Genomic DNA, 12,879 nt, shown 5'->3' with positions numbered 1-12,879 from the left:
GAAAAGATTTACAAGATGGGTCGTTAGCTCAGTCGGTAGAGCAGTTGACTTTTAATCAATTGGTCGCAGGTTCGAATCCTGCACGACCCACCATCTAAAGCAGTAAGCAGTTTAAAACTTAAAGCTGTTCAGATGGGTAGTTAGGTCAGTCAGTAGATTGATTTGGTTTTACAAGATGGGTCGTTAGCTCAGTCGGTAGAGCAGTTGACTTTTAATCAATTGGTCGCAGGTTCGAATCCTGCACGACCCACCATCTAAAGCAGTAAACAGTTTAAAACTTAAAGCTGTTCAGATGGGTAGTTAGGTCAGTCAGTAGGTTGATTTGGTTTTACAAGATGGGTCGTTAGCTCAGTCGGTAGAGCAGTTGACTTTTAATCAATTGGTCGCAGGTTCGAATCCTGCACGACCCACCATCTAAAGCAGTAAACAGTTTAAAACTTAAAGCTGTTCAGATGGGTAGTTAGGTCAGTCAGTAGATTGATTGAGTTTTACAAGATGGTCGCAGGTTCAACCCGTAGGGTAAGAAACGGTGACTAGTTAGAAAAGATTTACAAGATGGGTCGTTAGCTCAGTCGGTAGAGCAGTTGACTTTTAATCAATTGGTCGCAGGTTCGAATCCTGCACGACCCACCATCTCAAGCCACACATCACAGTATCCATCACACATTCAAGTCAATATTCAATTGGTTTCCCAACCTCGACAAGCTGGTTGCAGGTTCAGGCCGAAGGCTAAATCCGAAGGATTTAAATCCTGCACGACCCACCATCTCAAGTCACACATCACAGTATCCATCACACATTCAAGTCAATATTCAATCGGTTTCCATACCTCGACAAGCTGGTTGCAGGTTCAGGCCGAAGGCTAAATCCGAAGGATTTAAATCCTGCACGACCCACCATCTCAAGCCACACATCACAGTATCTATCACACATTCAAGTCAATATTCAATCGGTTTCCATACCTCGACAAGCTGGTTGCAGGTTCAGGCCGAAGGCTAAATCCGAAGGATTTAAATCCTGCACGACCCACCATCTCAAGTCACACATCACAGTATCCATCACACATTCAAGTCAATATTCAATCGGTTTCCATACCTCGACAAGCTGGTTGTAGGTTCAGGCCGAAGGCTAAATCCGAAGGATTTAAATCCTGCACGACCCACCATCTCAAGTCACACATCACAGTATCCATCACACATTCAAGTCAATATTCAATCGGTTTCCATACCTCGACAAGCTGGTTGCAGGTTCAGGCCGAAGGCTAAATCCGAAGGATTTAAATCCTGCACGACCCACCATCTCAAGCCACACATCACAGTATCTATCACACATTCAAGTCAATATTCAATCGGTTTCCATACTTCGACAAGCTGGTTGCAGGTTCAGAAAATACTGACCTAATCAAAAACACCGCATTCCCTTGCAGTGCCTTATTTAAAAATGACTACTTTTCTGGTAACAATCCGTTGTCCAATAAAAAACCAATCACTAACTCTTGCATTTTTTCAGCCATATCACGCATATCGTCATAACTCTGTAATTTCGCGAGACTTACACTAACTTCAGCAAAACAGCGCATTAAACACTGTAATGATAACGCCGCTTTCTCTGCTGTACCGCAATTAAAAATGATTTCTAGCGCTTGAATATATTTTAATGGCATCCATTCATGGTACTTACGGCCCTTATACCAAACATGCTCACCTTGGATAGAAACCAGATGCTCAATCAGCGTCAGAAAATACTGCTTCATATCTGCGCTTCGTGACCACGCCACCCATAACTCATCACGTGTTAATGCAATCGCCACTTGGTGGGCTTCATGCCAAAAATCGGTAACAATCTCAGCAAATTCACAGGCGCTCAAGGGGATGGGTATTAAAGAGGTTGGATTGGCATTTTCAGGTAGACTATTAGTGATCCCCGTTTTATCTAATAAAACAGCAAAGCCCCGTGAAAATGTGGCATCTAACCCCTCACGCTTCATTTTCTCTAGGCGTTCAGGCTCTGCGAAAGTAAAATCCACTTTTCGGCCTTCTTCATAGATGACTAAGCAGGTTGGCCAATCAGGGGCATCATCTTCCAAGTTAAGTAAATGAAGTGCAGCGAGTGGTTTGCCAAAGTTATCAATCCAATGCTTTTGTTGAAAGAGTTCTGTCACGCCATGGCCGATTAATTCGATATCAATATCGGAATAACTGTCGATATCTTGCTCCCGACCTCGCGAACCTGTTAATACCACGGCTTCAATTCTCGGGTCGAGTAGTGAAATAGAAATTATTTTATTTATTAACGATGCAGGTGATTCCATAACTGGCCTATTCAATATAACAGGATGCGCTAAGATACCGATAAAGGGACAGAAAAGCGAAGGATCAAATGTAAAAAGCATGAAAAGTGCACCTAAATGACAAAATTTCTTTACAAGTGAGTGAAAAGCGTCGGAACTTAGTGATGTTAGCAACTAATAGTACATTATGTTAAAAATCGGTAACCAAGGAAAAATAGAACAGTGATGGAAAATTTAATGTAATTTCCATTTTTATGAATGTATCTTGAGTTATTATGCTTATATTTTGAAATTATTATTTTTTCTTTTTTATATTAAAATAAAATTTGTATTTTATTTCTTATGAAATTATTATTCATTTTTTTAAAGGAAATTAAAATGGAAGTGAATAAATTGGAAGGGAAAAAATATTTTTTAGATTTAAAGAAGAATTACCAGTACATAAATGAAAAAATTAGAAGGCTTTATTTAGGGGTGGATTCATTAACTGAAGAAATATTAATAATTGAATCTAAGCATCAGAATATATTTGATGAAAATAGTTATCAAAACAAAATACAACTAACCTATGTGGAATATATTCAGTCTAAAAACTATATAAATAGAATTAAAGATTATATTCATATCGTTAAGGGGGCGCTAGATAAATACCAGAAACTACAAGATGAACTGAGGTTTTACATTGAAAACCCATCAGAGATAAAAAATATTACACCCAATATCGTAGAGGATTATACTGATGTAGCAAATAGTATACGTAATTATCCATTCATTGGTTCTCAATTTAATAGGCTGTTATTCAAATTTGATTATAATATTAGCCAGTTAGTTATAGATGCTAAAGAATATACACTAACTTTTCACTCTTCTGTCGCTGATTTAAGGTATGCAGCACATGATGTATCTTATGCAATAGATTATTTACAACATGATGATGCATTAGACGTGGGTGATGATATTAATAATCCTGAAAATGATAACGTTGACACTGTTACAGATAATAAACAAAAAGCTGATATATTGAGTGATAAGTTAATGCAAAATGATATGAATAAAAAAGAAGGAGTCAGTAATCAAGATAATATAAAACTGGAACGGCGTAGTGATGATAGTCATTTAGCAGAGAGTATGGTAGGTTTTTTACGTGGGCAGCCCTTGTCCTTTCAGGCAGTAAGCTATTTTGATGTTATAACATCAATTTTACCGCCGATGCCAATATATTAATATTCTATCTGCCTATACTAGAAGTAGGCAGATAGCCATTGTTTATTCGATGCACCTACAACGTTAACTTGTTCTATTTTGTATGTACAGATGCTCCGTTCATTAAACAGCTAGCTATCAATCAAAGAGTGGTCATCTTTCGTTTTTATGTATAAAAATCCGTTAAGAAAAATGGATAACGGTGAAAAATGATGCTCAATAAGTAAAATGAGTGGAGACATCTTGAACGAAGTGGAGTATCTTGTTTAGTATATAAAACAAAATTGCTTTATTTTTCGGTTTTAAACTTAATTAAAGTCATAAAATCGATTTATGCTAAACAGGGGCAAGAAATGAGCGTGTTTATCGATTTTGAACAGTCAGTTTACCCATTCCCACCGAAACCTGCGATATTAAGCTCGGATGAAAAAGCGTTTTATCGTGAGCAGATCAAATCATTGCTGATTGAAAAAAATGCCGTTATCGTTGCACACTACTATACCGATCCTGAAATTCAAGCACTAGCAGAAGAGACTGGTGGGTGCGTCGCAGACTCGTTAGAAATGGCACGTTTCGGCGCTAAACATTCTGCATCAACATTGCTGGTTGCTGGCGTAAAATTTATGGGTGAAACCGCCAAAATACTCAGCCCAGAAAAAAACGTTTTGATGCCAACATTGGACGCTCAATGCTCCCTTGATATTGGTTGTCCAGAAGACGAATTTATTCGCTTTTGTGATGCTCATCCAGATAGAACAGTGGTGGTGTACGCCAATACGTCAGCTGCGGTAAAAGCCCGTGCAGATTGGGTTGTGACCTCCAGTATTGCCGTTGAGTTAATAGAACACCTTGATAGCTTAGGTGAAAAAATTATTTGGGCACCCGATCGCCATCTTGGGCGTTATGTACAGCAGCAAACTGGCGCAGATATTCTGTGCTGGGAAGGCGCATGTATTGTACATGATGAATTTAAAACACAGTCCTTGGAAAAAATGAAGGCGCTTTATCCTGAAGCTGCCGTGTTGGTTCATCCTGAATCACCTCAAGCCATTGTTGATCTTGCCGATGCAGTAGGCTCCACAAGTCAATTAATTAAAGCAGCACAAGATTTACCTAATCCATCCATGATTGTGGCAACGGATAAAGGGATTTTTTATAAAATGCAGCAGGCTTGCCCTGAAAAAGCCCTATATATTGCGCCAACCGCAGGAGAGGGGGCAACATGTCGAACATGTGCTCATTGTCCTTGGATGGCGATGAATGGCTTAAAAGCGATTGCAGAGGCATTAGAAGGGAATTCACAGAGTCATCAAATACATGTTAGTGATGATTTACGTAAAAAAGCGTTATTACCGCTGAATAAAATGTTAAATTTTGCACAGAGTCTAAAATAACCCGCATAATTTAAATGCAATACTGAGCAATATAATATTGACTAACCTTTAAAAGGATTTCGGGATGGATTTTTTTAGTACAGCCAATACGTTAGTACAAATTCCTCTATGGGGTTCCGTGTATGATTTATCGTATATTGAGGCCGTCGGGACAATAGCAGGCTTGCTTTGTATCTTACTGGCAAGTTTAGAGAAAACGATTAATTATCTGTTTGGTTTAATTAACGTTTCTCTATTTGCTGTCATTTTCTTTCAGATTCAATTGTATGCGAATTTACTTTTACAGATATTTTTCTTTGTCGCTAATATTTATGGTTGGTATGCATGGAGCCGTGTGAATAGCTCTCAACAAGCAGAATTAAAGATCCGCTGGTTAAGCCTACCAAAAGCCTCTGTCACCCTAGTGCTTTCGGTATTAGCAATTCTCTATCTGACTTTTAATATTGATGTGGTATTTGGTGTGCTTGCGACTTGGGCGGTTGAGATCTTGAATATGCTTGGTGCCAATTTGGCGATGCCAACCATAGAGCCTGATGCATTTCCGTTCTGGGATTCGACAATGACCATTCTTTCTGTGGTGGCGATGATCTTAATGACGCGTAAGTACGTTGAAAACTGGTTATTATGGGTGATCATTAATGTGATAAGCATTGTGATTTTCTTTATCCAAGGGGTATACGCGATGTCGTTGGAATACCTTATTTTGCTGGGTATAGCCTTAAATGGCTCCCGACTTTGGATAAAATCAGCAAAAGATAATGGTTCATCGCCTTTATCTCGTCCATAACCTGAAAAAAAACAGAAAACGGCTAAAGTAATATCCTCGTTATTTAGCCGTTTTACTTATTTTTAACGCTGTAAAATGCGAATTGATCCTACTTATTGTGCTAAATATTCATATTTCTCCTCATTTTATAATCAGCCGTAGATAAATCCCTTGTTTCTGTATGCGCTAAGCTGTTTACAGATGTTCGCTGAACGGTTAGATTAAAAATTCGATGCCGATTATCTTTTAAGTTATCAATTCATCTTTTAAGTGCAGTGAGCGAGCTCATAGGTCTATTTTGTGCTCTAGCTTGGGATAAATTAGGTATGCAAATCAACAACAGTAAAAAATAATAAACATTGGATATACAGGTATGAACTATCAGAACGATGACGTCAGAATTAAACAAATAAAAGAATTATTACCCCCTATTGCTCTGCTTGAAAAATTTCCAGCAACCGATAAAGCTGCGTTTACCGTTCATGAAGCACGCCTTGCTATTCATAATATCCTAGAAGGGGATGATGACCGCTTAGTTGTTATTATTGGCCCTTGCTCAATTCATGACACAAAAGCTGCACTAGAATATGCTGAGCGCTTAAAAAAACTACGTGATGAGTTAAAAGACTCCTTAGAAATCGTTATGCGTGTTTATTTTGAAAAACCGCGTACCACAGTTGGTTGGAAAGGGCTAATTAATGATCCACATATGGATCGTAGTTTTGATATTAATGAAGGCTTGCGCATCGCACGTGAGTTATTATTAACAATTAATAGTCAAGGCTTGCCGACGGCAGGAGAATTTTTAGATATGATAACTCCGCAGTACGTGGCAGATTTGATGAGTTGGGGGGCAATCGGAGCAAGAACAACAGAATCACAGGTTCATCGTGAGCTTGCTTCTGGATTATCCTGTCCTGTGGGCTTCAAAAATGGAACTGACGGCACGATTAAAATTGCGATTGACGCCATCAACTCAGCACGTTCAGCACATAGTTTTTTGTCCGTCACTAAATGGGGACATTCGGCTATTGTTAATACCAGCGGGAATCCAGATTGCCATATCATTTTACGTGGTGGAAAAGAACCAAACTATAGTGCGGAGCATGTCAAAGCGGTTAAAGAAAGTTTAGTTAAGGCTGAACTTGCTCCAAACATTATGATTGACTTTAGTCACGCCAATAGCTGCAAGAAATTTGAAAAGCAGATGGAAGTTGCTCTTGATGTTTGTGAACAGATTCGTGGCGGCACGTACACAATCAGCGGTGTCATGATTGAAAGTAATTTAGTTGAAGGTAATCAAGATTTAGAATCTGGCGAGCCTTTAGTTTACGGACAAAGTGTGACAGATGCGTGTATTGGTTGGGATGATACAGAAAAAGTATTACGCCAGTTATCAGAAGCTGTGATAGCGCGTCGAAATAAATAAGTTATTCAATAAGATTAAATAAAAAACCTATTCATATTATTGGAATAGGTTTTTTATTATTTATTCATAAAACCTCTTAGTTTACTTAATTATCATTATCATCATTTTTTTGTTTTTATATTATACTAAAACTAAATTTGTCATTCTTAGTTTTATGGCGTATTTTTAATTTTCCGCTAGATGGCTTTTAAAATGTAAATTTAAAAGGAATTTAAAATGAGATATAATGAATATAGTAATGCTAATTATAAAATAAATACAATGAGAATAGCGAACGATTTGCATGCAGAAGTGGTTGGGCTAATTGATGAGTATAATAAATATAAAAAAGAAATAACTTTAAATAGTAGTAAGCTTCGAGATTTGGTGATTGAAAAACCTGATGTTTATGATGATATTAAGCATGAAAATATTATCCTTATGTTAATGTATCAATATGAATTGAATTCTTTTATACCAACGTTGCAAGAACAAATTGAAGAGTTAGATATGTTATTAGTTAAAATTGAAGCATATCAGAAATCACCTAACGATATTAAAGTATTTGAAAAATTTATCTCAGATAAAAAAGATATATTAAAAAACACGCTAAAATTAGCACCGCAAATTAGTCTGGATGATATTGCTAATCTTAATGGAGGAAAAAATGAGTTTCAGTCAATATTTCAAGATTTCAATGAGAGTAGCTATGAATTAAATAATAAAATAAATCAAACGAAAAACTCCATTGATAGCTTATATTATAAAAATTGCTTTTATGAAAACAATAAAAGCTATGATGGTTATAATTATATTCGAGAGTTTAAAGGAAATGAGGAGTATATAAAATATCTTGAGGGTGAAGTTGTTAATCTTAATAATAATTTGGAAAATAAAGAACTAGATGAAGATAAAATTAGTGAGATAAAGGCTGAGATTGAAGACTATAAAGAATACAGTAAGATATTATTAGAAAAAAATAGCGAACTTAAAGTTTATTTTGAACAAGCAGGCATTAGCTTACAAGATAAAAATGTAAATATTTTAAATGTATTTGAACTTACAACAAATGATGTTACAGAACAATTAACGCTGTCTCTTGCAGGGTTTAAGGTTCTAGATGCTCATGCTATTAATGATGCTGCAATAAAAGTAGAGCCCATTAAACCATTTATACCAATGGTGCCACAAGTAAATTAAGTGAATCATGGTCAGCTTGTTAGCTGACCATGGTTTTTTGTTTTTTATTGATTTTTTGGGATCTTTTCGAGAAATGCTTTTAAATTAGCTTGTTCTTCAGGTGTTGCATTTGCCGGTGTCGCGGTTAATTGCAATGGCTCCTCTGAGGTTTGAACATCAAAGAACACTTTCCCTTTCTCACCTTTTACATAAGTAACGTTTTTTAGTGGAATGCGATAACAATGCGCAAAAATATTTGGGCGAATATAAAACTGCGCGTCTTTAACAGCTAAATAGAGGTTATCACTTGCTTTTTTACCAAAGTAACCAAGAAAAATGGTCAGAACAAATAAAAACATCCCCAAACTTTGGCTCAATAAAATAAAGGCAATGCTGATGATCCCAAGGGAAATCACAACAATGCGGTTATTACGTTTATTAAATTCAACCTTCTCAGTAAAGCCGACATTAAGGCTGGTATCAAATGGCTCTAATTGACGATAACGCCAGCGTGTGGCAGAAAAAATCATTCCCATGGCAAAAACAATGGTGATTGGCATTAAGGCTACACTACTAATGATAGCGAGAACGATTGATAATTTGGGCTTATAGGCCATCACCATCATGCTAACAATTTGGATTGGAAAGCTGACGCAAGCAATGATCATTAAGGTTTTCATCAGTTCATGATTGGCGGCACCATTTGAACCATCAATAACCAGTTCACCTGCATTGATCATATACAGAAGTGAACCTAAAATACTGGCGCTGAGCACCAGGCCAACCCAAACATAGATATTAAATTTATTCATTTCGTTGTTTTATCAACCTTTCAAAAAATTTTCCCTATGATAGTCGGTTATTTGAATTTCTGACACCTTGAGTTGGTAATTTTTGTAGGAAGGAGAACAAAGGATAATAAAAAAGGGCTAAGCTTGCGCTTAACCCTTTCTCGGTAATATAAAGTGAATACTTACTTCGCTTTACCTTGGTTCGCTACCGCAGCTTGTTTTGCTGCGATTTCGTCTTGGTTACCTAAGTAGTAACGTTTGATTGGTTTCATGTTTTCATCGAACTCATAAACCATAGGTACCGCAGTTGGGATGTTAAGGTTCAGAATTTCATCTTCACCCATGTTATCCAAGTATTTCACCAGTGCACGCAGTGAGTTACCGTGTGCAGCAATAATGACTTTCTCACCGCTTGCAACGCGTGGCTTAATTACTTCTTCCCAATAAGGAACAACACGGTCGATAGTGGTTGCTAAGCTTTCAGTCACAGGTAATTCGCTTTCTGATAGTTTTGCATAACGTGGGTCGTGACCTGGGTAACGCTCATCATCTTTAGTCAGATCTGGTGGAGTGATGGCGAAGCCACGGCGCCACAGTTTAACTTGCTCGTCACCGTATTTTGCCGCTGTTTCTGATTTGTCTAAACCTTGCAGGGCACCGTAGTGGCGCTCATTCAGTTTCCAGCTTTTTTCAACTGGCAGCCATTGTTGCTCAACTTGATCAAGAATGTTCCACAGAGTATGGATAGCGCGTTTCAGCACAGAAGTGTAAGCAAAATCAAAGACAAAGCCTTCATCTTTCAATAATTGGCCCGCAACTTTTGCTTCTTCGCGGCCTTTATCAGATAACTCAACATCCGTCCAACCTGTGAAGCGGTTTTCTTTGTTCCACTCACTTTCACCGTGTCTTACTAAAACCAGTTTAGTTACAGCCATAGCTAAAACTCCTATCAGTACATTCTAATTAGAAATGAATTGTTGCTGACCTACATTATAGGGATAGTCAACTTGAACGCCAGTAGCAACTTGTTTTTTATCCCTATCAATGTGAAAAACAAATACGACACCAATAGTGATATTTGTTTTCTTGGTTAATTAATTTGTCGATACAGTAAATTTAACTCTAATTGAATCGATACAGCAAGCGATAAAATCACTGTTTACATATTCTTATGATGGATATCAAGCAAAGCATCTTGCGACTTTATGAAAAGCTATCAGCAACTTGGTTTATTTGCCAAATTACTGACACTTTTTAGCTGCGGATAACCTCTTCAATATCGTAGCGATATTTCCCACTCTCAGGAACGAAGGTTAACCGATGAGTTATACAGTCTGGCGCATCTTCCTGATGGTGGGTAACAAATAGCAATTGGGTATTACCTTGCTTGAGCATCACATCAATAAAGCGCAAAACGAGTAATCTATTCAGTCCATCAAGCCCTTGCAATGGTTCATCTAGAATGAGCATCGCTGGATGTTTGACAAGTGCTCGCGCGATTAAAACTAACCGTTGTTGGCCCCATGAAAGGCTATGGAAAGGTTGTTGCGCGGTTTGAGACGGAAACCCTAACAACGCTAACCATTCATACGCTAATTGTATCTGGCGATCCGATGGTGTTTGGTATAAACCGATGGAATCATGGAAACCAGAAATAATCACATTGAGCACACTAGTCGCGACGCGATACTCTTGGTGAATACTGTTACTCACATAACCGATGTGGCGCTTAATGTCCCAAATGGTTTCTCCGCTGCCGCGGCGGCGGCCAAATAAAGTTAAATCATTGCTATAGCCTTGTGGATGATCACCTGTGATTAAGCTTAATAAGGTGGATTTCCCCGCGCCATTTTCTCCAATAATTTGCCAGTGTTCACCAGGGTTAACATGCCAAGTTAATCCATGCAAAATGGGCTTGTCGTTATAACTGATGACACCATTATTTAAAATGATACGAGGGGTTGTATCATCTAGCTTTTCGTCGTTTGTTGGGTCTTCTGTATCTGGAATGGACAGCTGCTTAATTTTTTCACTGTGCTGTAACTGGCTGATTAGGGTGTTAGCAAGTACTGACTCTCTATCACCATACATCGTTAATTTACAACCCGCTACTACGCCCATATTTTCAATATAATCTGGAAGTTCATCAAAGCGGTTTAATACTAAAACTAACGTTAGGCCTTTTTCAGACAAACTGTAGAGTAGTTCGCTCAAGTTGCTACGCGAATAGACGTCTAAGCCATCAAAGGGCTCATCTAAAATCAGTAGGTCAGGATTACCCATTAATGTCTGGCATAACAGAACTTTACGTGTTTCCCCTGTAGAAAGATATTTAAAACGACGAGAAAGTAAGTCACGGATGCCGAATCGTGCGGCGAGTTCTAAGCAATATTCATTGTCTTTATGGTTAAATTGAATAATTTCAGCAGCGGTATAACCAGTATCTTCCTCATCATCACTGAGCAGGTCGGTATTATTACGTTGCCACTCTTCACTAATGATTTTTTGTAGCTGTTCAAACGAAAGGCGAACAGGGGCGTTAAAGGTATTTTTGACAACACCAGAAAGTGGTTTGAGCTCGTTGGAAAGAACACGAGCCAGTGATGATTTACCACTGCCGTTAGAACCAATAAATGCCCAGCTTTCACCTTTGTTAATATTGAGTTGTGGAATATCAAGCGTTTGTGTTTCACTGAGCTTAAAGCTGCTATGTTGTATTGTTATTGCGCTCATCAAGCTTCCTTATCATGAATATTTACCTTGTTATCTAACAGGAATAATCAGGATTGAGGATAAAGTCAACAATTGAGCGAGGAGGGCGAGAGAAAAAGGTGAATGCTTACTTACTTTTTCAAGCAAGTAAGCCGATTTATTTAGCAAAGGGTAGCGACAATCACTTGGTCTGCATTGAAAAGTGCAGTGATCGTATCGTTAACTTGCAAAGATAGAGCATCAACATCACTATTTGGCAGGGTTGAACAGAGTGTTTCACCGCCTGTTAGTGTGACGATCACTTCGCTATTATCTTTACCACGTTCTAGTGCAGTGATTTTGCCTTCAAGACGGTTATCGAACTCGGTTTGGTTTGGTTGTTTGCTGAGCTTAACCCAAGGCGCTTTAATTAATGCGAGCACTTCTTTGCCTTCGACTAACCCTAAACGGTTAGCACTTTGCTCAGTCAGTGCGGCATTGATCACTGTACTGTTATCCGCTAAACGGATTTGAACGTGTTGTTGGACATGTGTATGGTCGCGAGCAATCAATGTACCGAAAAACTGGTTACGTGCACTCGTTTGCAGTGAAAAGCGCGAAATTGCCGCAAGTAGGCTATCAAGGGGTAAATTATCTTCCTTGAGAACATCAAAGGCTTTCTGTTGAATTTGTGCTAATAAATCATATAGCTGGAGCAGTCTTTCGCCGTAATGTGTTAATGTGGTGCCACCACCGCCTTTTCCGCCAGTTGCGCGATCAACCAGAATATCATCGGTGAGTTGGTTCATCTCATTGATGGCATCCCAAGCACTTTTATAACTAATACCTGCAAGTTTAGCGCCTTGGCTGATAGAACCGGTCGCTTTAATTTGTTTGAGTAGTGCGATACGGCGTGGATCAGCAAATAAGCTGCCCTGCAACTTAAGTGTGAGTAAGATTTCTGCCTGCATATTTTTCTCCCTTCCAGCTAGGTTGGTGGTGACAGAGTTAAAAAGCACGTTTAGTATGTCGTTAGTATAATATTTTGTCTAAAATAGTCTGCATTATAACGTGATTATGCGTTATTATTTTGATTTGATTTATAATCATTGTATTTATAATAGATGTATTGAGAGTCGAATTTTCCCTCGTCAGCG

The 12,879-nt window shown here is 38.2% G+C and carries 10 protein-coding genes and 4 tRNA genes; 9 read left to right on the top strand and 5 right to left on the bottom strand.

Annotation, left to right across the window (positions count from 1 at the left end; all coding sequences use genetic code 11):
- The first annotated feature begins 17 nt into the window (after positions 1–17).
- The 4 genes from ACE2AL_RS15025 (at position 18) to ACE2AL_RS15010 (ending at position 633) form a co-directional block, all read left to right on the top strand.
- A tRNA-Lys gene (locus tag ACE2AL_RS15025) sits at positions 18–93 on the top strand.
- A gap of 84 nt (positions 94–177) precedes the next feature.
- Positions 178–253: transfer RNA gene (locus ACE2AL_RS15020), tRNA-Lys, on the top strand.
- 84 nt (positions 254–337) lie between these two features.
- Positions 338–413, top strand: a tRNA-Lys gene (locus ACE2AL_RS15015).
- A 144-nt stretch (positions 414–557) separates the two neighbouring features.
- Positions 558–633 (top strand) — tRNA-Lys (locus tag ACE2AL_RS15010).
- Between the two features lie 811 nt (positions 634–1,444).
- On the opposite strand, the gene ACE2AL_RS15005 is transcribed toward ACE2AL_RS15010, so the two are convergent.
- Complete coding sequence (locus ACE2AL_RS15005) at positions 1,445–2,392, bottom strand: aminoglycoside 6-adenylyltransferase (protein WP_375083654.1); 948 nt, start codon at positions 2,390–2,392, stop codon at positions 1,445–1,447.
- A 276-nt stretch (positions 2,393–2,668) separates the two neighbouring features.
- Between ACE2AL_RS15005 and ACE2AL_RS15000 the strand changes: the two genes are divergently transcribed.
- The 5 genes from ACE2AL_RS15000 to ACE2AL_RS14980 all read left to right on the top strand — a co-directional run bounded on the left by ACE2AL_RS15000 (position 2,669) and on the right by ACE2AL_RS14980 (position 8,261).
- Positions 2,669–3,514: a hypothetical protein gene (locus ACE2AL_RS15000; RefSeq protein WP_375083653.1), complete on the top strand. Its 846-nt coding sequence runs from the start codon at positions 2,669–2,671 to the stop codon at positions 3,512–3,514.
- A gap of 332 nt (positions 3,515–3,846) precedes the next feature.
- Complete coding sequence (gene nadA / locus ACE2AL_RS14995; RefSeq protein ID WP_375083652.1) at positions 3,847–4,887, top strand: quinolinate synthase NadA; 1,041 nt, start codon at positions 3,847–3,849, stop codon at positions 4,885–4,887.
- A 64-nt stretch (positions 4,888–4,951) separates the two neighbouring features.
- Positions 4,952–5,674: a nicotinamide riboside transporter PnuC gene (gene pnuC, locus ACE2AL_RS14990; RefSeq protein ID WP_206085314.1), complete on the top strand. Its 723-nt coding sequence runs from the start codon at positions 4,952–4,954 to the stop codon at positions 5,672–5,674.
- Positions 5,675–6,026: 352 nt separating this feature from the next.
- Positions 6,027–7,082, top strand: coding sequence for a 3-deoxy-7-phosphoheptulonate synthase AroG (aroG, locus tag ACE2AL_RS14985; RefSeq protein WP_349415448.1), 1,056 nt, complete (start codon positions 6,027–6,029; stop codon positions 7,080–7,082).
- Between the two features lie 216 nt (positions 7,083–7,298).
- Positions 7,299–8,261, top strand: coding sequence for a hypothetical protein (locus tag ACE2AL_RS14980; RefSeq protein WP_375083651.1), 963 nt, complete (start codon positions 7,299–7,301; stop codon positions 8,259–8,261).
- Between the two features lie 44 nt (positions 8,262–8,305).
- Here the strand turns inward: ACE2AL_RS14980 and ACE2AL_RS14975 are convergent, their stop codons facing one another.
- The 4 genes from ACE2AL_RS14975 to modE form a co-directional block, all read right to left on the bottom strand.
- Positions 8,306–9,052 carry a hypothetical protein gene (locus ACE2AL_RS14975; RefSeq protein ID WP_353168602.1) on the bottom strand — a complete coding sequence of 249 codons (747 nt, stop codon included), beginning with the start codon at positions 9,050–9,052 and terminating at the stop codon, positions 8,306–8,308.
- A 161-nt stretch (positions 9,053–9,213) separates the two neighbouring features.
- Complete coding sequence (gene gpmA, locus ACE2AL_RS14970) at positions 9,214–9,966, bottom strand: 2,3-diphosphoglycerate-dependent phosphoglycerate mutase (protein WP_206085318.1); 753 nt, start codon at positions 9,964–9,966, stop codon at positions 9,214–9,216.
- 319 nt (positions 9,967–10,285) lie between these two features.
- A complete protein-coding gene (gene modF, locus ACE2AL_RS14965) occupies positions 10,286–11,764 on the bottom strand; it encodes a molybdate ABC transporter ATP-binding protein ModF (protein WP_375083650.1) in 1,479 nt (492 codons plus the stop codon).
- 140 nt (positions 11,765–11,904) lie between these two features.
- Complete coding sequence (modE, locus tag ACE2AL_RS14960) at positions 11,905–12,693, bottom strand: molybdenum-dependent transcriptional regulator (protein WP_272573434.1); 789 nt, start codon at positions 12,691–12,693, stop codon at positions 11,905–11,907.
- Positions 12,694–12,879 lie beyond the last annotated feature (186 nt).

Origin of the sequence: Providencia xihuensis (genome assembly GCF_041953405.1) — a bacterium.
Lineage (GTDB): Bacteria > Pseudomonadota > Gammaproteobacteria > Enterobacterales > Enterobacteriaceae > Providencia > Providencia vermicola.
The sequence above is the reverse complement of the archived record's forward strand: the minus strand, read 5'-3'. Positions and strand labels throughout refer to the sequence as shown.

What these genes read in the sequence shown, in the direction of transcription:
- ACE2AL_RS15005 (WP_375083654.1), bottom strand. Translation starts at nt 2,392, where the DNA reads ATGCTTTTTACATTTGATCCTTCGCTTTTCTGTCCCTTTATCGGTATC.
- ACE2AL_RS15000 (WP_375083653.1), top strand. Translation starts at nt 2,669, where the DNA reads ATGGAAGTGAATAAATTGGAAGGGAAAAAATATTTTTTAGATTTAAAG.
- nadA (WP_375083652.1), top strand. Translation starts at nt 3,847, where the DNA reads ATGAGCGTGTTTATCGATTTTGAACAGTCAGTTTACCCATTCCCACCG.
- pnuC (WP_206085314.1), top strand. Translation starts at nt 4,952, where the DNA reads ATGGATTTTTTTAGTACAGCCAATACGTTAGTACAAATTCCTCTATGG.
- aroG (WP_349415448.1), top strand. Translation starts at nt 6,027, where the DNA reads ATGAACTATCAGAACGATGACGTCAGAATTAAACAAATAAAAGAATTA.
- ACE2AL_RS14980 (WP_375083651.1), top strand. Translation starts at nt 7,299, where the DNA reads ATGAGATATAATGAATATAGTAATGCTAATTATAAAATAAATACAATG.
- ACE2AL_RS14975 (WP_353168602.1), bottom strand. Translation starts at nt 9,052, where the DNA reads ATGAATAAATTTAATATCTATGTTTGGGTTGGCCTGGTGCTCAGCGCC.
- gpmA (WP_206085318.1), bottom strand. Translation starts at nt 9,966, where the DNA reads ATGGCTGTAACTAAACTGGTTTTAGTAAGACACGGTGAAAGTGAGTGG.
- modF (WP_375083650.1), bottom strand. Translation starts at nt 11,764, where the DNA reads ATGAGCGCAATAACAATACAACATAGCAGCTTTAAGCTCAGTGAAACA.
- modE (WP_272573434.1), bottom strand. Translation starts at nt 12,693, where the DNA reads ATGCAGGCAGAAATCTTACTCACACTTAAGTTGCAGGGCAGCTTATTT.